General features: G+C 70.7%; 21 protein-coding genes and 1 pseudogene. 10 read left to right on the forward strand and 12 right to left on the reverse strand.

All coding sequences use genetic code 11. From position 1 onward, the window contains the following. Positions 1-28: 28 nt before the first annotated feature. Entirely contained in the window at positions 29-979 is a 951-nt protein-coding gene (locus ACVHNB_RS09210) for a hypothetical protein (RefSeq protein WP_456227785.1), read from the reverse strand. 79 nt (positions 980-1058) lie between these two features. On the opposite strand from ACVHNB_RS09210, the gene ACVHNB_RS09215 reads away from it, so the two are divergent. Both ACVHNB_RS09215 and ACVHNB_RS09220 read left to right on the forward strand, forming a co-directional pair. Next, positions 1059-1253: a DUF3046 domain-containing protein gene (locus ACVHNB_RS09215; protein WP_428951889.1), complete on the forward strand. Its 195-nt coding sequence runs from the start codon at positions 1059-1061 to the stop codon at positions 1251-1253. 59 nt (positions 1254-1312) lie between these two features. Beyond that, complete coding sequence (locus ACVHNB_RS09220) at positions 1313-2551, forward strand: AI-2E family transporter (RefSeq protein ID WP_428951888.1); 1239 nt, start codon at positions 1313-1315, stop codon at positions 2549-2551. A 17-nt stretch (positions 2552-2568) separates the two neighbouring features. Here ACVHNB_RS09220 and ACVHNB_RS09225 read toward each other — a convergent pair whose 3' ends face one another. After that, on the reverse strand, positions 2569-3414 hold the full coding sequence (locus ACVHNB_RS09225; protein WP_456227786.1) for a hypothetical protein: 846 nt from the start codon (positions 3412-3414) through the stop codon (positions 2569-2571). A gap of 182 nt (positions 3415-3596) precedes the next feature. Here ACVHNB_RS09225 and ACVHNB_RS09230 point away from each other — a divergent pair, with 182 nt between their 5' ends. From ACVHNB_RS09230 to ACVHNB_RS09250, 5 genes are all read left to right on the forward strand, one after another. After that, positions 3597-4622: an MDR family NADP-dependent oxidoreductase gene (locus ACVHNB_RS09230; protein ID WP_428951886.1), complete on the forward strand. Its 1026-nt coding sequence runs from the start codon at positions 3597-3599 to the stop codon at positions 4620-4622. Between the two features lie 28 nt (positions 4623-4650). Further along, entirely contained in the window at positions 4651-5022 is a 372-nt protein-coding gene (locus tag ACVHNB_RS09235; protein ID WP_456227787.1) for a MerR family transcriptional regulator, read from the forward strand. 229 nt (positions 5023-5251) lie between these two features. After that, positions 5252-6370: a recombinase RecA gene (gene recA / locus ACVHNB_RS09240; RefSeq protein WP_428951884.1), complete on the forward strand. Its 1119-nt coding sequence runs from the start codon at positions 5252-5254 to the stop codon at positions 6368-6370. A 3-nt stretch (positions 6371-6373) separates the two neighbouring features. Further along, positions 6374-7156: a recombination regulator RecX gene (gene recX / locus ACVHNB_RS09245; RefSeq protein WP_428951883.1), complete on the forward strand. Its 783-nt coding sequence runs from the start codon at positions 6374-6376 to the stop codon at positions 7154-7156. A 153-nt stretch (positions 7157-7309) separates the two neighbouring features. After that, the gene (locus tag ACVHNB_RS09250) at positions 7310-7768 is read left to right on the forward strand and encodes a hypothetical protein (RefSeq protein ID WP_456227788.1); all 459 of its coding nucleotides are present in this window, start codon (positions 7310-7312) and stop codon (positions 7766-7768) included. A gap of 93 nt (positions 7769-7861) precedes the next feature. Here ACVHNB_RS09250 and ACVHNB_RS09255 read toward each other — a convergent pair whose 3' ends face one another. The 8 genes from ACVHNB_RS09255 to ACVHNB_RS09290 form a co-directional block, all read right to left on the reverse strand. Then, positions 7862-8272, reverse strand: a complete 411-nt coding sequence (locus tag ACVHNB_RS09255) for a rhodanese-like domain-containing protein (protein WP_456228859.1) — start codon at positions 8270-8272, stop codon at positions 7862-7864. Next, positions 8263-8808, reverse strand: coding sequence for a cupin domain-containing protein (locus ACVHNB_RS09260; RefSeq protein WP_428951881.1), 546 nt, complete (start codon positions 8806-8808; stop codon positions 8263-8265). Before ACVHNB_RS09260 ends, ACVHNB_RS09255 begins: the two co-directional genes overlap by 10 nt. Positions 8809-8902: 94 nt before the next feature. Next, positions 8903-8950, reverse strand: a complete 48-nt coding sequence (locus ACVHNB_RS09265) for a hypothetical protein (protein ID WP_309506048.1) — start codon at positions 8948-8950, stop codon at positions 8903-8905. Positions 8951-9075: 125 nt separating this feature from the next. Further along, positions 9076-10701, reverse strand: coding sequence for an FAD-dependent monooxygenase (locus ACVHNB_RS09270; protein WP_456227789.1), 1626 nt, complete (start codon positions 10699-10701; stop codon positions 9076-9078). 219 nt (positions 10702-10920) lie between these two features. Next, positions 10921-11811, reverse strand: a complete 891-nt coding sequence (locus tag ACVHNB_RS09275) for an amino acid ABC transporter permease (protein WP_428951878.1) — start codon at positions 11809-11811, stop codon at positions 10921-10923. Next, positions 11808-12473, reverse strand: a complete 666-nt coding sequence (locus tag ACVHNB_RS09280; RefSeq protein WP_428951877.1) for an amino acid ABC transporter permease — start codon at positions 12471-12473, stop codon at positions 11808-11810. Before ACVHNB_RS09280 ends, ACVHNB_RS09275 begins: the two co-directional genes overlap by 4 nt. A gap of 98 nt (positions 12474-12571) precedes the next feature. After that, positions 12572-13405, reverse strand: coding sequence for a glutamate ABC transporter substrate-binding protein (locus tag ACVHNB_RS09285; RefSeq protein ID WP_428951876.1), 834 nt, complete (start codon positions 13403-13405; stop codon positions 12572-12574). Between the two features lie 96 nt (positions 13406-13501). Beyond that, positions 13502-14281 (reverse strand): amino acid ABC transporter ATP-binding protein, encoded by a 780-nt coding sequence (locus ACVHNB_RS09290; RefSeq protein ID WP_428951875.1) that lies wholly within the window; start codon positions 14279-14281, stop codon positions 13502-13504. A 253-nt stretch (positions 14282-14534) separates the two neighbouring features. Here ACVHNB_RS09290 and ACVHNB_RS09295 point away from each other — a divergent pair, with 253 nt between their 5' ends. Beyond that, entirely contained in the window at positions 14535-15227 is a 693-nt protein-coding gene (locus ACVHNB_RS09295) for a response regulator transcription factor (RefSeq protein ID WP_456227790.1), read from the forward strand. A gap of 21 nt (positions 15228-15248) precedes the next feature. Beyond that, positions 15249-16694, forward strand: coding sequence for a sensor histidine kinase (locus ACVHNB_RS09300; RefSeq protein ID WP_428951873.1), 1446 nt, complete (start codon positions 15249-15251; stop codon positions 16692-16694). Here ACVHNB_RS09300 and ACVHNB_RS09305 read toward each other — a convergent pair. Further along, positions 16673-17668: a TAXI family TRAP transporter solute-binding subunit gene (locus tag ACVHNB_RS09305; RefSeq protein WP_428951872.1), complete on the reverse strand. Its 996-nt coding sequence runs from the start codon at positions 17666-17668 to the stop codon at positions 16673-16675. The genes ACVHNB_RS09300 and ACVHNB_RS09305 overlap by 22 nt on opposite strands. A gap of 150 nt (positions 17669-17818) precedes the next feature. Beyond that, entirely contained in the window at positions 17819-18748 is a 930-nt protein-coding gene (locus ACVHNB_RS09310; protein WP_428951871.1) for a TIGR01777 family oxidoreductase, read from the reverse strand. Between the two features lie 264 nt (positions 18749-19012). On the opposite strand from ACVHNB_RS09310, the pseudogene ACVHNB_RS09315 reads away from it, so the two are divergent. Next, positions 19013-20457: pseudogene (locus tag ACVHNB_RS09315) on the forward strand (subtype B tannase). The last annotated feature ends 48 nt before the right edge of the window (positions 20458-20505 follow it).

Here is a 20505-nt window from a genome sequence, read left to right on the forward strand (position 1 = left end):
TCACCAAGGACGCGCTCCAGAGACGCGCTTACAAGGGACGTCCGTAGGCACGCAGTGTGCGCAGCGCCTCGATCGTCACCATGGGGCGCGCCTCCAGGGCGGTACTCGGCGCCCACTGGCGCCAGTTGACCGGCCAGCCGCCGTCCTCCTGCTGCTCGCTCTCCAGGTGGTCGAGCGCGCGCCCCATCTCCTCGTCGGTGAACCAGGAACGGGCCAGCGACTCGGGCGCCCTCGCGTAGTCGTACGGGAAGTGGTGCTCGCCCGGCGCGTAGCCGGGCGCGACCGGATAGTCGTCCCTGCTGTCCGGATCGAGCACCGCGAGGCGCTGCTCGCGTACGAGGCGGCCGAGCCGGTCGGCGGCGGCCCGCGCGCGTGGGCGGTCCGGCGCGCCGTCCAGGAAGGCGACGGCCGCCTCGATCTCGTACGGATGCGAGGTCTTCAGGGACTCGACGGCCGACCAGCAGAAGTCGGTGGCCCGGAACAGCCAGGCGTGCCACACCTCGTTGCGGTGCAGCAGGCCGACCACCGGACCGGTGGCCAGCAGTTCGCTCGGCGGGTCGTCCACCACGGGCACGAACGGCGCGTGCGGATAGTCGCGCTGGCTGGGATGCACCGCCGGAAGGGCGCCTTCCGGGGTGGAGACGGCGGTCAAGTAGCGGCACATACGTTCGATGCGCTGTCCTGAGCATCGCCCGATCGAGTCCAGGACGCGCAGCGCGTGACCGGTGTGCAGGGGCTGGCTGACCGGGCCGCGCAGATCGGGTTCGAGGCCGTGCCCGTAGCCGTCGTCCTCGTTGCGGTAGGCGGTCAGGGCGGTCTCGACGGCATCGGCCGCGGCGGGCGAGCCTTCCAGGAAGTGGTAGGCGAACCGGCGCTGCTCCAGGACGCGCGCGGTCAGCCAGACGAACGGTTCGGCACGGGAGAGCGGGGAGCGTGCCGGCGGCGATGAGGGGAGTGGGGAAGCTCCGGTTTCGGCCATGCTCCGACCGTAGGACGGAAAGCGTTCTCAGCAAGCCACCCCGGCGGGGGCCCACTCTCAGGAGCGGGATACTGGAGGTATGCGGTTGACGGTCTTCTGGCAGCGGATGGCGGATCACTTCGGGTCCGGGTACGCCGACACCTTCGCGCGCGATCACGTGATGGCGGGCCTGGGCGGGCGTACGGTCCACGAGGCGCTCGACTCCGGCTGGGAGGCGAAGGACGTCTGGCGTGTGGTGTGCACCACGATGGACGTGCCCTCGGAGAAGCGCTGACCGCGGTGAAGATCCCCGGGTGGTAACCGATTGTCGGTGACGTGGGCGAGACTTGCTCCGTGGCAGCGACAGACGAGACCCTCCAGGTGACGGCCGATGCCGTACCGCCCGGCACGACGCCTCCTGAGCAACCGCCGGGCCAGGCGGCGATCCCGCGGCCCGGAATGCCGCGCTGGCTGCCGCGCGCCATGGTGCTGGCCCTGGCCCTCATCGCCTGCTTCCAGCTGGGCAGTTGGGCCTTCCACCAGATCACCGGACTGCTGATCAACGTACTGATCGCGTTCTTCCTGGCCCTCGCCGTCGAGCCGGCGGTCAGCTGGATGAGCGCCCGCGGACTGCGCCGCGGCCTGGCCACGGGCATCGTCTTCCTCGGCGTGATGATCGTGAGCGCGGGCTTCGTCGTGCTGCTCGGATCGATGCTCGCGGGCCAGATCGTGGACATGGTCGAGGACTTTCCGAAGTACCTCGACCAGGTCATCAGCTGGGTCAACGAGACGTTCCACACCGAGCTCAACCGCGTCGAGGTCCAGGACAGCCTGCTGCACTCGGACTGGCTCCAGAAGTACGTCCAGAACAGCGCGAGCGGCGTTCTCGACGTGTCCGCGCAGGTGCTCGGTGGGCTCTTCCAGCTCCTGACGATCGCCTTGTTCTCGTTCTACTTCGCCGCCGACGGGCCGCGGCTGCGGCGCGCGCTGTGCTCGGTGCTGCCGCCCGCCAAGCAGGCCGAGGTGCTGCGCGCCTGGGAGATCGCCGTCGACAAGACGGGCGGCTACTTGTACTCGCGCGGCCTGATGGCGCTGATCTCCGGCATCGCGCACTACATCCTGCTGCAGGCGCTCGGCGTGCCGTACGCGCCGGTGCTCGCCGTGTGGGTGGGCCTCGTCTCGCAGTTCATCCCGACGATCGGCACCTACCTGGCGGGCGCGCTGCCCATGCTGATCGCCTTCACCGTGGACCCCTGGTACGCGCTGTGGGTGCTCATCTTCGTAGTCGTGTACCAGCAGTTCGAGAACTACATGCTGCAGCCGAAGCTGACCGCGAAGACGGTGGACATCCATCCCGCGGTCGCGTTCGGGTCGGTCATCGTGGGCACGGCCCTGCTCGGTGCCGTGGGCGCGCTGATCGCGATCCCCGCCGTCGCGACGCTGCAGGCGTTCCTGGGCGCGTACGTGAAGCGGTACGACGTGACCGACGATCCGCGCGTGCACGGACACCGCAGACGCAGCGGAGCATCGGTCCTTGCACGTATGCGACGTGCCATGCGAGGTCCCAACGAGCCGAACTCCGAGGATTCGTAAGCGGGTTCACCCGGTCACTACGTGAGAGCGGCCCAGGCGCCGGCGCCGAGGACCGCGGCCACATAGCAGCCGACCGCCGCATACATGACGCGGTTCTTGGCGCGGTCGCTCCATGCGGTGCGGGACATCAGCCGGGCCAGGACCGGCAGCACGAGTACGGCATGCAGGCTCACCCCGTGCAGCGGCTTCAAGGCGGCCGTCGAGTGGTACGCCGCTTCCTGGTGCCCGGTCCTCGTGAGGGTGACGCCACGCGCGATCATCGCCGCGCCGGAGGCGAGCGCGACCAGGAGGACGGCGAAGCCCGCGCGCACGGCGAGAGGCATTCCTGTAGGTCCGCCCGGACGGTTCCTGAAGGAAGCGACGGCGAAGACCGTCAGCACCACCACCAGAATGCCGCCGCCCACGGCGAGCGACATGGAGACGGCTGTGTCGAAGCCGGTCTCCATGTTGAGGTGCGACGGAACCCTGCGCCACGCCTGAAGAGTGATGCCGCCGACCTCCACGACGCAGTCGGCCGCGAACACGGCGAGCAGCACGGACCTGAGCCGCACACCGATCCGCACGTACGAGGTCACCCACGTGAGGGCGATCAGCGTCAGGCCGAAGGAGAGCCCGAAGGTGACGGGCTTGCGCCAGGACACGGGCCCGTCCCACGGGCCGCCGTCGACCCCGAGGACCACGAGGTGGACGAGGCCTGACGCGACCAGAGCGACACCGGTCGCGTAACAGAGCCGCTCTGCCGGACGGGCGGTGTGCCACAGAGCGCCGAGAACTCCAAAGGCCCTGTTGAGCGAAGCCGCCGGGGCAGTGGACGTCGGCGCCGCGCCTTCAGGGACCAGCTCTCGATGCTCATGGTTCGCCATGCCTCGAGCCTCCCTGCGCGGGGCGGCGCCGTCGTCGTCCGGCCGAAGGCATGCCGCATACGTCCGCGGGAGTACGGTCCCGCGCCGGCCCGGGCTTGACCCTGACGTGCGCGTCAGGGGTTAGCGTCACCGCACCTCGGCGGCCTCCGGGCCGCCGCCCAGCGTCCACCCGGAGGCCGACCATGACCGCAGCGCTGCCCGGTACCACCCGCCTGATACGGCTCGCGGCCGTCCCCGAGGGACTGCCCGCGCCGGAACACTTCAGCGTCGTCGAGGAGCCGCTCGCCGCACCCGGAGCGGATCAAGTGCTGGTCAGGAACCGGCACTTCCTGGTCTTCCCCGGACTGCGCACCCTGATGGGCGGTGAGGCCGACGGGATGCCGCTGCCTCGACTGCGCCGTGGGGACGCGTTGGTCGGCCCCGCTGTCGGCGAGGTCGTGGCCGCACCTGCGGGCGGACCGCTGAGCCCCGGCGACCTGGTGACCCACATGTCCGGCTGGCGGGAGTACGCCCTGGTGGGCGCCGCCGAGTGCGCTCCTGTGGACAGCGCGCTGCCCGATCCGGTCGCCTGCCTGTCCCCGGGGCCGGCCGCCTACGGAGCACTGACCCGCCTCGTCGGCGTACGGCCGGGCGATGTCGTCCTCGTCACCGGTGCGGCGGGCGCGGTGGGGTCCCTCGCCGGCCAGATCGCCCGGCTGCTGGGCGCGAAGCGGGTCATCGGCAGCACCGGATCGCGGACGAAGGCCGAGCGACTGGTCACCGAACTCGGCTACGACGCGGCCGTGCTGCGCGGCGAGGGACCGTTCGCCGACCGGCTCGCCGAGGCGGCACCCGAAGGCATCGACGTCCTGGTGGACAACGTCGCGGGGGAACAGCTCGTCGCCGCACTCGGCGCGGCGCGGCAGGGAGCGCGGTTCGCGCTGATCGGCGCCCTGTCGGGGCAGCTGGCAGCCGACCGGGCCGGGGGCAGCGCGCCGGTGGAGATCGACGCCTACCGCCTCGTGGTCAAGGGCGTCTCACTGCGCGGGTACACCGGCGCGGAGCACCCCGGTGTCGAGAAGGAGTGGAACGGCCGCTTCGGGGACTGGCTGCGCTCCGGCGAGATCGTCTTCCCTCACGTACGGATCACGGGTATCGACCGCGCTCCGCAGGCATTGCGGGACATGATGGAGGGCAGGCATTTCGGGGCCGTCGTCGTCGACGTGTAGCCATCGCGTCGCGGGAGAGTGGGGCGGGATGCGGATCGGCGAGGCGGCGGCAGCGGCCGGGACCACCCCTCGGGCGCTGCGGTTCTACGAGCAGCGAGGGCTGCTGTCCCCACCCGTGCGCACCGCCTCCGGCCAGCGCGAGTACGGCTCCGGCGAGGTGGCCCAGGTCCGTGCCATCCGCGAGCTGCTGGCCCTCGGGCTCACCATCGAGGACCTGCGCGGCTTCGCGGACCGCCTGCCGCTGCTGGCCCAGGATCCGCCGCCGCCGTGCACCTCTTCCGGGGCCGGCGTCGTCGGTTCCGCGGTCGTCACCCGGCGGCTCGCGGCCCTCGACGCCGAGATCGGCCGGCTGACCGAGCTGCGCGAAAACCTCGCGCGACGGACCCGCGGCGACGCGTGATCCTGATCGCTCCGTCCCCGCGTGGTGCGCTTGACACCAAAATCGAACATCCATTCTTATGGAGTGTCCAGGAGCTCCCGCCCCAGGAATCCCAAGGGATTCGGAGTGAGCGACTGGGCGAGAAGCCTCGAGTTATCCACAGGCGGACGGGCGTCGAGGCCGATTGTCAGTGGCAGGCGTTAGCGTCTTTGACGTGAAGCGATCGACACAAGCAAATCGGGTGGAACCCATGGCAGGAACCGACCGCGAGAAGGCGCTCGACGCCGCGCTCGCACAGATTGAACGGCAATTCGGCAAGGGCGCGGTCATGCGCATGGGCGAGCGGCCGAATGAGCCCATCGAGGTCATCCCCACAGGGTCGACCGCGCTCGACGTCGCCCTCGGCGTCGGCGGCATCCCCCGCGGCCGCGTGGTGGAGGTGTACGGCCCGGAGTCCTCCGGTAAGACGACCCTGACCCTGCACGCCGTGGCCAACGCCCAGCGGGCGGGCGGCGCGGTGGCCTTCGTGGACGCCGAGCACGCCCTCGACCCCGAGTACGCGAAGAAGCTCGGCGTCGACATCGACAACCTGATCCTGTCCCAGCCGGACAACGGTGAGCAGGCTCTGGAGATCGTCGACATGCTGGTCCGCTCCGGCGCCCTCGACCTGATCGTCATCGACTCCGTCGCCGCGCTCGTGCCGCGCGCGGAGATCGAGGGCGAGATGGGTGACTCGCACGTGGGTCTCCAGGCCCGTCTGATGAGCCAGGCCCTGCGGAAGATCACCAGCGCGCTCAACCAGTCGAAGACCACCGCGATCTTCATCAACCAGCTCCGCGAGAAGATCGGCGTGATGTTCGGCTCCCCGGAGACCACGACCGGTGGCCGGGCGCTCAAGTTCTACGCCTCGGTGCGCATGGACATCCGCCGTATCGAGACCCTGAAGGACGGCACGGACGCGGTGGGCAACCGCACCCGCGTCAAGGTCGTCAAGAACAAGGTCGCGCCGCCCTTCAAGCAGGCCGAGTTCGACATCCTCTACGGCCAGGGCATCTCCCGCGAGGGCGGCCTGATCGACATGGGCGTCGAGCACGGCTTCGTCCGCAAGGCCGGTGCCTGGTACACGTACGAGGGCGACCAGCTCGGTCAGGGCAAGGAGAACGCGCGCAACTTCCTGAAGGACAACCCCGACCTGGCCAACGAGATCGAGAAGAAGATCAAGGAGAAGCTCGGCGTCGGTGTCCGCCCGGAGGAGCCGGCCGCCGAGCCGGTCGCGGACGCGGTGGCCGGTGCTCCCGCCGAGGACGCGGCCAAGACGGTGCCCGCTCCCAAGGCCGCCAAGTCCAAGGCCGCGGCGGCCAAGAGCTAGTCCGTGACACGACGAACCGACTGGGCCGAGTACGACGCCTGGCCCGCCGTCCCTGAGGGCCGGGGACGCGGGAGCGACGAGGCGTACGACGATGCCGCGTACGGGGAGACGGGGCACGACGCCGACGCGGGGGACGGTGCGGCGGGCGGGCCGCGCCGCGGGGGCCGCGCGCGCGGCGGCGCCGGGCCGCGCGGCCGTCGACGCAGGGGCGGATTCGGGGATCCGTCCGGCGGCGCACAGGACGACGGCCCCCCTGACTCGTCGAGGGCCGAGCGAGGGGAGCCGTCAGGGGACCCGGCGGAGCGGGCGCGGAACATCTGCTTGCGTCTGCTCACCGGGACCCCGCGCACGCGCAAGCAGCTGGCCGACGCTCTCCACAAGCGGGAGATCCCGGACGACGTGGCGGAGGAGGTGCTGTCCCGGTTCGAGGAGGTCGGGCTGATCAACGACAGCGCCTTCGCGGACGCCTGGGTGGAGTCCCGGCACCACGGCCGGGGGCTGGCCCGTCGGGCGCTCGCCCGTGAGCTGCGCACCAAGGGGGTGGACTCGACGGTGATCGACGAGGCGGTCGGGCAGCTCGACGCCGAGCGGGAGGAGGAGACCGCGCGCGAACTGGTCGCTCGCAAGCTCCGTTCCACGCGCGGCCTAGACCGGGACAAGAGACTGCGCCGCCTCGCGGGCATGCTCGCGCGCAAGGGCTACTCCGAGGGCATGGCGCTGCGTGTGGTGCGTCAGGCGCTGGAGGAGGAGGGGGAGGAGACCGAGGACCTGGGGTTCGGGGAGTAGGGGCTGTCGCCCGGCAGACGTCCTGGCGGTCGCCGTGTCCCTCCTCGGACCGCTCCTCGTCAAGGCCGCCATGGTCTTCCTCGGGCGGCCGTTGCGACTGACCGGCCCGGCGCCCGGCTCGCCGCCGCCAACCTCCGGGGCCATGCCGCACGCTTGGCCGCTGTGGTCACCCAGCTCACCCTGCTGGTCGGCATGACGTGCACCGTCCTGTTCGCCCAGCCCACCCTCGGCGACGCCGCCCTGCCCAGGTCCGCGACGGGCTCCGCGCCGACCGGGTGCTCGCGGCACAGGGGTCGGGTGTGCCCGAGGCCGCTGTCCGGACGCTGCGGAGAGATCGGGGGCGCCACTGTCACCGAAGTCGTCCGCTCCACTGTCCGCGTCGGCCTCGACAAGTACCCGGCGCAAGGCCTCACGTCGACCGGACCCACCCGCACCTGGGACTCGGACGTCACCGCCGGATCACTCGGCGGATTCGGTGCCGGCTCGGTCGCCGGGAGCGAACTCGCTGCCGATCAGCAGCACTTGAATCCCGCATCCCCTCTGAAGGTGGCGCTCGGCGACGGCATGCCCGTCATGCTCACCATCGCCGAAGCAGTAAGCAGTAAGCAGTAAGCAGTAAGGGGCAGTTCGCAATAGTGGGTGGCCCTTACGGCCCTTACGGCCCTTACGGCCCCTACGGCTGCTTACGGCCAGGGGCACCCGTACTCACGCCTCGGTGACCGGCAGACCCGCCGCTCGCCACGCCTGGAACCCGCCCACCAGGTCCGTCGCCCGGTGCAGCCCCAACTGCCGCAGCGACGCGGCCGCGAGGCTGGAGGCGTAGCCCTCGTTGCAGACGACCACGACGCGCAGATCATGACCGGTCGCCTCGGGCGCGCGGTGGCTGCCCTGCGGGTCGAGACGCCACTCCAGTTCGTTGCGCTCGACCACCAGGGCGCCGGGGATCAGCCCGTCGCGCTCGCGCAGCGCCGCGTACCGGATGTCGACCAAGAGGGCCTCACCTGCGGAGGCCGCGTCGAACGCCTCCCGTGCCTCGATCCGGTCGAGCCCGGACCGCACCTGTTCCAGCAGCGTGTCGATGCCCACCGGGCCGTGGGCCGCGGCGCTCACTGCCAGTCCTCCGGGCGCTCCACCGACTCCAGGCGCAGCACCGGACCGGTGCGGCTGTAGCGGCGGATCTGCGGCAGCGGCGGGTAGTAGGCGTGCACCGACACGGCGTGCTCGGTGCGGGATTCGTTCAGCACCTCGTGCACGTGGTGGCGGCCGAAGGCGCGGCCCTGGCCGGCCTTCAACTGCCGCTCCCTGTCGACCCCTTCGGACAGTTCCAGGGTGCGCCAGCCGTCGGCGGGCAGTCGGGCGGCCAGGGAGTTCTCCGTCAGCTCGCCCGACGCCGTGAGGAAGGCGCCGACGGACTCGGCGTGGTCGTGCCAGCCGGTGCCTGTGCCGGGCGGCCAGCCGATCAGCCAGGCCTCGCTGCCGCCGGGGCCTTCGAGCCGTACCCAGGTACGGCCCTCCGGATCCAGCGGCAGGGAGGCGATGAGATCACGGTCCGCGGCGGTGCGGCGGACGAAGTCGAGCAGGTCGGCCTGGGTGGGCGCCGCCTCGGGCGCGGCGCCCCCGGCGGACACGGGGGAAGACGTGGGCAGAGACACGGGTACCGTCCTGGAGTTCGCGAAGGACGCGCGCCGCGGATGCCGACGACAGGGCATCACAGGGCAGGCACGCGGAAGGGAAGAGAAGGCGAATTCAGCAGGACGGGCGACACACGCAGCCCGCGTAGCGGACGAGGTCCATATGGACCCTCCGCCACAGGCGTACATCGCTGTCGATCGTCACGCTCCGGAGTACACCATGGCGGTGGGAGCCGGTCAACTCACATCCCTGGAGGCCCGCTCGAGCCCGTCGCGGCCCGCGCACGATCAGGCGCGCCCGCCCTTCGCGGCGCTCTCCACCGGTTCGCCGTCGGGCACGGGGCCGCCGAGCGCGGTCTGCGCCGCTTCGTACAGCTCCGCCGGGCGCACTCCGCTCAGCGCCGTCACCAGATGCCCGTCGGGCCGGATCAGCAGCACCGTGTGGGCCGCGGCGCCCGGATAGCTCTCCGCGACGAGCAACTCGGCCTCGTGCGGCAGCGCCGCGACGGCCGCGGCGAGCCGTGGCATCAGGCCCGCCGACATCCAGTGCTTGCGCTCCCACACACCGGTGCCGGGCGCGACGAGGACGACGAGCAGGTGCCCGAGGCCCAGCCGGTCCCGCAGCCGGACGAACGAGCCGTCGGGCGCCGTCACGCGGACATCGGAGATCGGGGCGCCGGGCGCCGTGCCGACCTCCACCTGCGACTCGGAGCGGGGCGGCGCGAGGGGCGAATCGGCGTACGTCCCCGGCGCGCCGAGCGGGCCGTGCCCCAGGTGACCGTCCGTGAGCAGCGCGTCGTGACCGCGGGCGGACCCGGGGACGTACGAACGCAGTCCGCCGCCGCCCCGCAGTATCGGCAGCGCCTGGTCCGCGGCGCGCAGCCGCCCCGCGACGACGGCGCGGCGCTCGACCTGGTAGCTGTCGAGCAGCGCGTCGTCCGGGGCCGCGCGCGGCCCGTCGTGCCAGGCCAGGGCCAGCTTCCACGCGAGGTTGTCCGCGTCGCGCAGGCCTTCGTCCAGGCCCTGGGTGCCCAGGGCGCCCAGCAGGTGCGCGGCGTCGCCGGCGAGGAAGGCGCGGCCGACGCGCCAGCGGCGGGCGAGGCGGTGGTGGACCGTGTGGACGCCGGTGTCCAGCAGCTCGTAGGGCGGGGTGGAGCCTCCGCACCAGCCCGCGAGCGTCTCCCGGATGCGTGCCACCAGCACATCCGGGGTGACCAGGTCGCTGCGGGGCGGCAGCAGCCAGTCCAGGCGCCAGACGCCGTCGGCGAGGGGGCGGCCGACGATTTCCGCGCCCGAAGGACCCGAGGTCCGCCACGGAGGGCTCCGATGGAGCAACGCCTGGCCGGGCCAGGGAAGTTCCGTGCGCAGCGCGGCGACCGCGTGCCGTTCGACGGCGGTGCGGCCCGGGAAGCGGATGTCGAGGAGCTTGCGCACGGTGGAGCGGGGGCCGTCGCAGCCCACCAGGTAACTGCCCCGCCACCACGTGCCCTTGGGGCCGCGGGTGTGCGCGGTCAGGCCGGACTTCTCCTCCTCGATCGAGTCGAGGCGGCTGTCGACGGAGATCTTGACGAGCCGTTCCCGGGCGACGGCCTCGCGCAGCGCGCCGGTCAGTTCGTGCTGGGCGATGTGCAGCGGGGCGGGCAGTTGCTCACCGAAGGTGAGCGTACGCATCTCCTGTTTGCGGCGCAGGGAGCGCCACCCCGCCCAACGGGAGCCGGCCCCGTCGAACGACGTACCCGACAGGCGCTCGACGAGCGCGGCGGTGTCCTCGCGCAGGACGACCGTGCGCGCCGGGCGCTGCTCGTCCTTGCCCGGACCCTCGTCCAGCACCACGGACGGCACGCCGTGCCGGGCGAGCGCGAGGGACAGCGTGAGCCCGACCGGGCCGGCGCCGACGACGATCACCGGATCCACGGCGCGGCCCCTCCTGCCCCGAGAAGCCCGCCGGTGGGAGCCCCGCGCAGGGGCGCGGGCGGCGTACTGGACGTACAAGGACGGGCAGTTGGAGCGGGGTGCGCGTTCACAGAGCGTATGCAACCCATTGCCGGTGCTTGCGTCAAGTGACGGAGGCAGTGGCGATCATGCCACTGCCTCCTTGATACCGGAACGGTCGAGCGACCGCGCGCCGACCCCCTACATGGTGCCGCCGGCTCCCGCGGACTCCGCGCCGCCGACGGCCGCAGCCGGGAGCACCGCGCCGGTCGACTTCTTCCTGCGGCGCAGCCGTCCCTCCAGCCAGGAGGCGAAGGTCGTCAGGGCGAAGTTGATCGCGATGAAGATGAGGGCCACGATCGTGAAGCACGCGATGGTGTTGGCGCCGTACGCGGCGCTCATCGGACGCACGGACGCCAGCAGTTCGGGGAACGTGAGGAGCGCGCCGCCCAGGGCGGTGTCCTTCACGATGACGACGAGCTGGCTGACGATCGCCGGCAGCATCGCGGTCACCGACTGCGGCAGCAGGATCGCGCGCATCGTCTGGCCCTTGCGCAGACCGATGGCGTACGCGGCCTCCGTCTGGCCCTTGGGGAGGGCCTGGATGCCCGCGCGGACGACCTCGGCGAGGACCGATGCGTTGTAGAGCACCAGGCCCGTCACGACGGCGTACAGCGGCCGGTCGTCCGAGGAGACGTTCGTGAACTCGGAGTACGCCGCGTTCGCGAAGATCATCAGAATGAGGACCGGGATGGCGCGGAAGAACTCGACGACCGCGCCGGAGGGGATGCGCACCGACAGATGGTCGGAGAGACGCGCGATGCCGAAGAGGGCGCCGAGCGGCAGTGCGATGACCATCGCGAACGCGGCTGCCGTGAGGGTGTTCTCCAGGCCCGGCCAGATGTAGGTCTCCCACGGACGGCTGTCCGTGAAGAACGGCTTCCACTTGAGCCAGTCGAGCTGGTTCTTCTCGTCGAGCTTGGCGATCACCCACCAGGCGACGAGAGCGAAGACGACGAGGAACGCTATGGAGTAAAGGACGTTGCGCCGCTTGGCCCGGGAGCCCGGGGCGTCGTAGAGGACCGAGGTCATCGCTTTACCGCCACCTTCTTGCTCACCCAGCCGAAGAACAGGCCGGTCGGCAGCGTCAGGCAGATGAAGCCGAACGCGAAGACGGCGGAGATGAGAATGAGCTGGGCCTCGTTCTCGATCATTTCCTTCATGAGGAGCGCGGCCTCGGCGACACCGATGGCCGAGGCCACCGTGGTGTTCTTGGTGAGCGCGATCAGCACGTTGGCGAGCGGGGCCACCACCGAGCGGAAGGCCTGCGGCAGGATGATCAGGGTCAGAACCTGATTGAAGCTGAGCCCGAGCGCACGGGCCGCCTCCGCCTGGCCGAGAGGCACCGTGTTGATACCGGAGCGGAGCGCTTCACAGACGAACGCCGAGGTGTACGCGATCAGGCCGAGCACCGACAGCCGGAAGTTGATGGTGTCGAACTGAGTGGAACCCATGCTCATGCCCAGCGTCTGGAAGAGGCCGAGCGAGGTGAACACGATGATGACGGTCAGCGGAATGTTCCGCACGATGTTGACGTACGCGGTGCCGAAGCCGCGCATCACGGGGACCGGGCCGACTCGCATACCGGCCAGGACGGTTCCCCATATGAGGGAGCCGACGGCTGAGAGAGCGGTGAGTTTCACCGTCACCCAGAACGCTCCCAGCAGGTCGTAACCTTCAAGAAAGTCGAACACGATCTCCCGCGCTTCCGCGTGTCTGGAGGGCTGCCAGGTATGGGGAGGGCGCGGCGGTCCGTCCGGCCGGAGGGATCGCCGCGCCCTGCCTCACCACGTCACTTGACGATGTTGCCGATCTTCGGGGCGGGCTCGTTCTTGTAGTTCGCGGGACCGAAGTTGGCCGTCACGGCCTTCTCCCAGGAACCGTCCGAGACCATCTTCTCCAGGGCCTTGTTGATCTTGGCCTTGAGGTCGCTGCCCTTCTTGACGCCGATGCCGTAGTTCTCGTTGGTCATCTTGAAGCCGCCGAGCTTGAACTTGCCCTTGAACTGGGACTGCGCGGCGTAACCGGCGAGGATCGAGTCGTCCGTGGTCAGCGCGTCGATCGCCTTGTTCTCGACGCCGGTCAGGCACTCCGAGTAGCCGCCGTAGTTCTGCAGCTGGGCCTTCGGAGCGAGCTTGTCCTTGATGTTCTGCGCCGACGTCGAACCCGTCACCGAACACAGCTTCTTGCTGTTCAGGTCCTTCGGGTCCTTGATCGAGTTGTCGTCCGCGCGGATCAGGACGTCCTGGTGGGCCAGGAGGTACGGGCCGGCGAAGTCCACCTTGGCGGCGCGCTCGTCGTTGATCGAGTACGAGGCGGCGATGAAGTCCACGTCGCCGCGCTGCAGCATCGTCTCGCGGTCGGCGCTCTTGGCTTCCTTCCACTCGATGTTGTCCGCGCTGTAGCCGAGCTCCTTGGCCACATACGTGGCGACGTCGACGTCGAAGCCCTCGTACTTGCCGTCCGGGGTCTTCTGGCCGATGCCCGGCTGGTCGAACTTGATACCGATGGTGATCTTCTTGCCGCCACCGGAACCCTTGTCGTCGTCGCTGCCGCCGCACGCGGTGGCGGTGACGGCGAGCGAGAGGGCGATGGTGGCCGCCGCGGTGACCTTGCGGAGCTTCATGGGGAACATCCTTCGTGTCGGCAGATTCGGCAGAGGGAAAAACTCAACACGCGCGCGCGGGGGTCCCGTTGGGGCGACGCACGCGTCGACGCGCGTCTAGTGGTGCAGGATCTTCGACAGGAAGTCCTTGGCCCGGTCACTGCGCGGGTTGCTGAAGAACTGGTCGGGGGCGGACTCCTCGACGATCCGGCCGTCCGCCATGAAGACGACGCGGTTGGCGGCCGAGCGGGCGAAGCCCATCTCGTGCGTGACCACCACCATCGTCATGCCGTCCCGGGCGAGCTGCTGCATCACCTCGAGGACCTCGTTGATCATCTCCGGGTCGAGCGCCGAGGTGGGCTCGTCGAAGAGCATCACCTTCGGGTCCATCGCCAACGCCCGCGCGATGGCCACACGCTGCTGCTGGCCACCGGAGAGCTGTGCGGGGTACTTGTCCGCCTGCGCGCCGACGCCGACCCGGTCGAGGAGCGCCCTGGCCTTCTCCTCGGCCGTCTTCTTGTCCGCCTTGCGGACCTTGATCTGGCCCAGCGTCACGTTCTCGAGCACGGTCTTGTGCGCGAAGAGGTTGAAGGACTGGAACACCATGCCCACGTCCGCGCGCAGCCTGGCCAGTTCCCTGCCCTCCTGGGGCAGCGGCTTGCCGTCGATCGTGATGCTGCCGGAGTCGATCGTCTCCAGGCGGTTGATCGTGCGGCACAGGGTCGACTTGCCGGAGCCGGACGGGCCGATGACGACGACGACCTCACCTCGCGCGACGGTCAGGTCGATGTCCTGGAGCACGTGCAGCGCACCGAAGTGCTTATTGACTTCGCTCAGCGCGACCAGTGCATCGCCCGCAGGGGGAGTGGCGTCCTTGGTCACCGAAACTTCGGTCATCGGGGTCTTGCTCCATCCTCCTCGGTTGGGAGGACATTAGTAACGCCGTACGACCAGCGTCATTACATCTGAGGGGAAATTGAGCATAACGATCCGGCCGCAACCGGACACTATGCGTGAAGAGGGCGTGGTCCCGCGTACCGGCTGCATAACGGAACACGGACGTAACCGGCAGGCTCTTGACGCCGTCCTTATGTATCGGCGTGGATGCCTTGGTGAACGTGAAGAGACCGGGGCGGGTGAGGGGGCCGGAATGAGACTGCTGCTCGTCGAGGACGACGACCATGTGGCCGCGGCCCTGTCCGCCGTGCTCGCCCGGCACGGTTTCTCGGTGCGGCACGCCCGCAACGGCGAGGAGGCGCTGCAGGCGCTCGTCCCCGAGCCCGACGCGTTCGGCGTCGTCCTGCTCGATCTGGGGCTGCCCGACCAGGACGGCTACGAGGTCTGCGGCAAGATCCGCAAGCGCACCTCGACCCCCGTCATCATGGTCACCGCGCGCGCGGACGTGCGCTCGCGCATCCATGGGCTCAATCTCGGCGCGGACGACTACGTGGTGAAGCCGTACGACACCGGGGAACTGCTGGCCCGCATCCATGCCGTCAGCCGGCGCAACACGGGCGGGGAGACCGCGCCCGTCGCCGAGGCCGAGCCCGGACTGCGGCTCGGTGCCGTACGCATCGAACTGCCCACGCGGCAGGTCACGGTGGACGGGACCGCCGTCCAGCTCACCCGCAAGGAGTTCGACCTGCTGGCACTGCTCGCGCAGCGTCCGGGGGTCGTGTTCCGGCGGGAGCAGATCATCAGCGAGGTGTGGCGCACCAGTTGGGAGGGGACGGGGCGCACCCTGGAGGTGCATGTCGCCTCCCTGCGGTCCAAGCTGCGGATGCCCGCCCTCATCGAGACCGTGCGCGGCGTCGGGTACCGGCTCGTCGCGCCGGCCGCATAGCGGAAGCCGTAGAGTCCCCGGGTGCGCGCCCGTCTGCTTCCGCTGCTCATCGTCCTCATGGCGGGCGTGCTGCTCGCGCTCGGTTTCCCGCTCGCGGTGAGCGTGGCCTCCGCGCAGCAGCAGAAGGTCGTGATCGACCGCATCGACGACACCGCACGGTTCGCCTCGCTCGCGCAGTTCGTCACGACCCACCCGGAAGAGGGCGGGCGGAGCGTGACGGACGAGCGGCAGCAGACCCTGCAGAAGGAACTCGCCCGCTATCACGACGTGTACGGCATAAAGGCCGGCGTCTTCTACCGCGGCCGGGAGCCGATGGGCCGGGCCCCCGGCGACTTCTCCGTGCCCCGGCGAACCGGCGCCGTGTACGCGGCGTTCGAAGAGGCGCTGTACTCGCGCGGCAGCCACGATCCGGCCCAGGTGTGGCCGTGGCAGGAGGGCCGGCTCGTCGTCGCCTCGCCGGTCATCCGGGACGGTGACGTCGTCGCGGTCGTCGTCACCGACTCGCCCACCGACGCGATGCGCGCCGCGACGCTGCGCGGCTGGCTCGTCATCGTGGCGGGCGAGGTCGCCGCGATGCTCCTCGCGGTGGGCGCGGCGCTCCGCCTGACCGGCTGGGTGCTGCGTCCGGTACGGGTGCTGGACGCGACCACCCACGACATCGCCACCGGGCGCCTGAAATCGCGGGTCGCGGCCGCCGGCGGTCCGCCGGAACTCCGGCGCCTGGCCCGGTCGTTCAACGAGATGGCGGACAACGTCGAGGACGTGCTGGAGCAGCAGCGCGCCTTCGTCGCCGACGCCTCGCACCAACTGCGCAATCCGCTCGCCGCCCTGCTGTTGCGCATCGAGGTCCTGTCGTACGAGCTACCGGAGGGGAACGAGGAGATCGCGTCCGTGCAGACCGAGGGCAAGCGCCTGGCCCGCGTCCTCGACGACCTGCTCGATCTGGCCCTGGCCGAGCACGCCGCCGCCGACCTGCAGCTGACCGACATCGGCGCGCTGGCCGCCGAGCGCGTCGAGGCCTGGCGCCTCACGGCCGACGGCAAGGGCGTACGGCTGGTCGCCGAGTGTCCCGCGGTGACCGGCTGGGCCGACCCGGTCGCGCTGTCCAGTGCCCTGGACGCGGTGGTCGACAACGCCCTGAAGTTCACGCCCGAGGGCGAGCGGGTCACGGTCACGGTCCGGGCGAACGGGGAGACGAGCGCCATCGAGGTCGCCGACGGCGGCCCCGGCCTGCGCGAGGAGGAGCTCGCCCGGATCGGCGACCGGTTCTGGCGCAGCGGACAGCACCAGAACATCAAGGGCTCGGGCCTCGGCCTGTCCATCTCCCGGGCGCTGCTGGCCGCGGGCGGCGGCTCCATCGCGTACACCCCGCACGAACCGCGCGGGCTGAAGGTCACGATGCGCGTGCCCAGGACCGCGCCGGTGCCGCAGTCCCGGGACGCCGGTCAGGGCTTGACGGAGCGGTAGTAGCGGCGCGCGCCCTCGTGCAGGGACAGCGGGTCCGTGTAGACGGCGGTCCTGAGGTCGACGAGCTGCGCCGCGTGCACCTCGTTGCCGATGTGGTCGCGGCTGTCGATGACGGTACGCGTCATCGCCTCGGTCAGTGCCGCGTCCGTGCGGTCGGTGGTCACCAGCAGGTTCGCCACGGCCAGCGTGCTGACGGCCTTGCCCCGCTGGGCGGCCGGGTAGGCGTCGGCGGGCATCACGGCCGCCCGGTAGTAGCGGGACGACTCACCCTGCTTGTGCAGTTTGTCGACGAGACTGCCGAGTTCGACCAGGCGGATCGGGAACCTCTCCGACAGCTTGCCGACGTGGGTGGTGGGCAGGCCGCCCGACCAGAAGAACGCGTCGATCTCTCCGGACTCGAGGGCCGCGGGCATGGTGTCTATGCCGATGCCCACGGGCGTGACGTCCGTCTCGATGTCCAGGCCCGCCGCGCGCAGCACCCGGTCGGCGATCAGGCGCACGCCCGAGCGGGCCCCGCCCACGGCGACCTTCTTGCCCTTGAGGTCCTTCACCGACTTCACGGAGGACGAGCGGGGCACGATGAGCTGCATGTAGTCGTCGTAGAGGCGGGCGCAGCCGCGCAGCTCGGTCGCGCCCTGACGGCCCTCCTGCTGGTACTTGGCGACCGCGTCGGCCGCGGCGATGGTGAAGTCCGCCTTGCCGGTGGCCACCCGCTCGACGTTGTCCCACGAGCCCTCGCTGCTGGTGAGCCGCACGTCGAGCCGGGGGATGTCCTCGCCCAGGGCCGTCTTGAGCAGGTTGCCGTACTTCTCGTAGACGCCGGTGCGGGCGCCCGTGCTGATCGTGACCTTCCCGCTCTGTTCGGGTTCGCCCCACGGGGCCAGCCACCACAGCAGCAGCCCGAACACCACGAGCCCGGCCGCGGCGCCGGTGAGCGCGCGGCGACGGGTGACACGGGTGAACAGTTCGGGCATGCGCGCGATCCTGCCAGCTCGGGCCGGGCGCTGACCAGGCCTTGCGGAGGCAGCGGGCATCACACCTCGGCGACGATCCACGACGGCGAAGCGGATCGTCGCCGGTGGCGCCTTCGGCCGGCTACGGGCTGCAGCGGCCGACTTCGGGCTTCAGCGGCGTACGAGATCGCGGGCCGCGCTCTCCCAGCGCTCGTGCGTGAAGGAGAACCCCGCCTCCAGGAGCCGGCCCGGCACCACGCGGCGGCTCTTGAGGAGCAGTTCCGTGTCGGAGCGCAGGGCGAAGGCGCCCAGCTCGGCCATCCCGCGGGTGGCGGGCAGGCCCACCGGGACGCGCCGGGCGCGGCGCAGGGCGCGCATGAACTCCCGTTGGGGGAGCGGGTGCGGTGCGGCGAGGTTCACCGGCCCCGTGAGGTCCTCGCGGCCGATCAGGAACTCGACCGCGCGCACGAAGTCCCGGTCGTGGATCCACGACACGTACTGCCTGCCACCGGCGACGGGACCGCCCAGGCCCAGGCGGGTCAGCCAGGACAGCACGTCGAAGACGCCGCCGCGGTCCGGGCTCATGACCATCGCCGCGCGCAGGGCGACCTTGCGGGTGTCCGGAGTGGTGGCGGCCTCCTGCGCCCGCTCCCACTGCCGGGCGATGTTCACGCTGTACGCCCAGTAGCCGGGGACGCCCGGCTCGGTGCCTCCGAGGACGCCGTTCGTCTCGTCGTGGGCGGCGCCGAAGGTGTGCGCGTAGATCGTGGCCGTGCTCATCTGCAGCCACAGCGCGGGCGGCCGGCCCGCGGAGGCGATGGCCTCGCCGACCGCACGGGCCGAGTCGACCCGCGAATCCATCATGGCCCGGAGGTTCTCGGGCGTGTAGCGGCAACTCACGCTGCGCCCGGCCAGGTTGACGACGACGTCACTGCCGTCGATCTCCTTCGTCCAGGCGCCCGGGGTCCGACCGTCCCAGGCCACCTCGCCCGCGCGCGTGGGGCGCCTGCTCAGGACGACGACCTCGTGCCCCGCCGCGCTCAGCGCACGCCGCAGGACGCCGCCCACCTGGCCGGTGCCGCCCGGAATCACGATCTTCATGGCTCTGCCTCCACCCCTAGGAACCCTCGGACCCAGGATAGTTGAACGCGTTCAAAACATCTGGAAGGGGGAGGTGAAGCTGTGAGATCCCGTATCCGCGGACAGGATGTGAGCGAAATTGCTGACAATTTTGTAGGCGATCCATATCCTGGCGGCGCTGCACCCGCTGACCCGTTCCCCGTGCCCGAACCGGGCCCGGAGGAGCGGCAGTTGCCCGCAGAGCCGCGACGACAGGAGACGTACGTGAAGCGCAGGACAGCGGTCATGGGACTCGCCGCGAGCGCCGCCGCACCGGCGGCCGGACTCGCCTCGGCCGCGGTGTCGAGAGCGTCCACGCCCTCCTCCCTGGTCTTCGACCCGGACGCGTACACGGAGCTCACGGTCACCATCAAGGACACCGAGGGCACGGCCCACGAGGTCGTCTACCGCTTCACCAAGGTCGCCTCGTACGTGGCGCGCCCGGTGGACGCCGCGTACCAGTCCCTGAACGTCAGCGTCCCGGTGCGCATCGACGGCAGGCCCGTCGACGCCCGGCGGGCCCCCGTCCTGCTGGCCAACCAGATCGGCGGATACATGCCGTCCTCGGTGGCGGGCGCCACCGGGATCAGCGCCTCCGGGATGGGCGGCGGCACCAGCCGCCAGGGCCTCGCCCTCGCCGCCGGGTACGTGGTCGTGGAGCCCGGCGCGCGTGGCCGCACCCTCGTCGACGCCAGTGGTACGTATTACGGCACGGCGCCCGCCGCGATCGTCGACCTCAAGGCGGCCGTCCGGTACCTGAGATTCAACAAGGGGCGCGTCCCCGGCGACGTGGACCGCATCGTCTCCTCCGGCGTCAGCGCGGGCGGCGCCCTGTCGTCCCTGCTCGGAGCCTCCGGTGACAGCCCGCTCTACCGCCCCTACCTGGAGGAGATCGGCGCGGCGACGCGATCTTCGCCACGGGGGCCTGGTGCCCGATCACGGACCTGGAGCACGCCGACATGGCGTACGAGTGGTGCTGGGGCAGCAACCCCCTCATTGACGGCTCCCAGGTCGACCGCACCGTATCCAAGGAACTCGCCACCTCATATGTCGACTACGTGGCCTCGCTCCACTTGAAGGCGAAGGGTTTCGGCTCCCTGACCGCACGCAACATGGATGCGTACCTCCTGAAGACCTACATGGAGCCGTCGGCCACCAAGTACCTCGCGTCCCTGTCCGACGCGGACCGCGCCGCATACCTCGCCGCCAACCCGTTCATCACCTGGGCCCAAGGCCGGGCCACCTTCACATGGAGCGACTTCCTCACCCATGTCGGCCCCCGGAAGAAGAACGCGCCGTCCTTCGACGACTTCGCCATGACCACCCCCGAGACCAACCTCTTCGGCACGGGAACGACCAGGGCCCGCCACTTCACCCTCTACAGCCTCCGCCACGAGAACGGCGCCGGAGCCCGCCTGGAACCCGACGTCCCCGCCAAGCTCCACCTGATGAACCCGATGCACCACTTGGCCGGCCAGGCCGACGCGAACCGCTCCCGGCACTGGTGGATCCGCCTCGGCACCAAGGACACCGACACCTCGCACACGATCGCCGGCAACCTCTCCGCCCGCCTCACCGCCCTCGGCGACCACGTGAACACGTCGTACTACTGGGACGCCGGGCACGGCGCCGACCAGGACCCCGGTGACTTCATCCGCTGGATCGCCGCCGTCGCGGACCGCCGCAAGTAGCGCAGAGCGGCACGGGGGCGGAACGGGGCCACTCCGGGCACCCCATAC

It is taken from the genome of Streptomyces sp. YJ-C3, assembly GCF_053891275.1.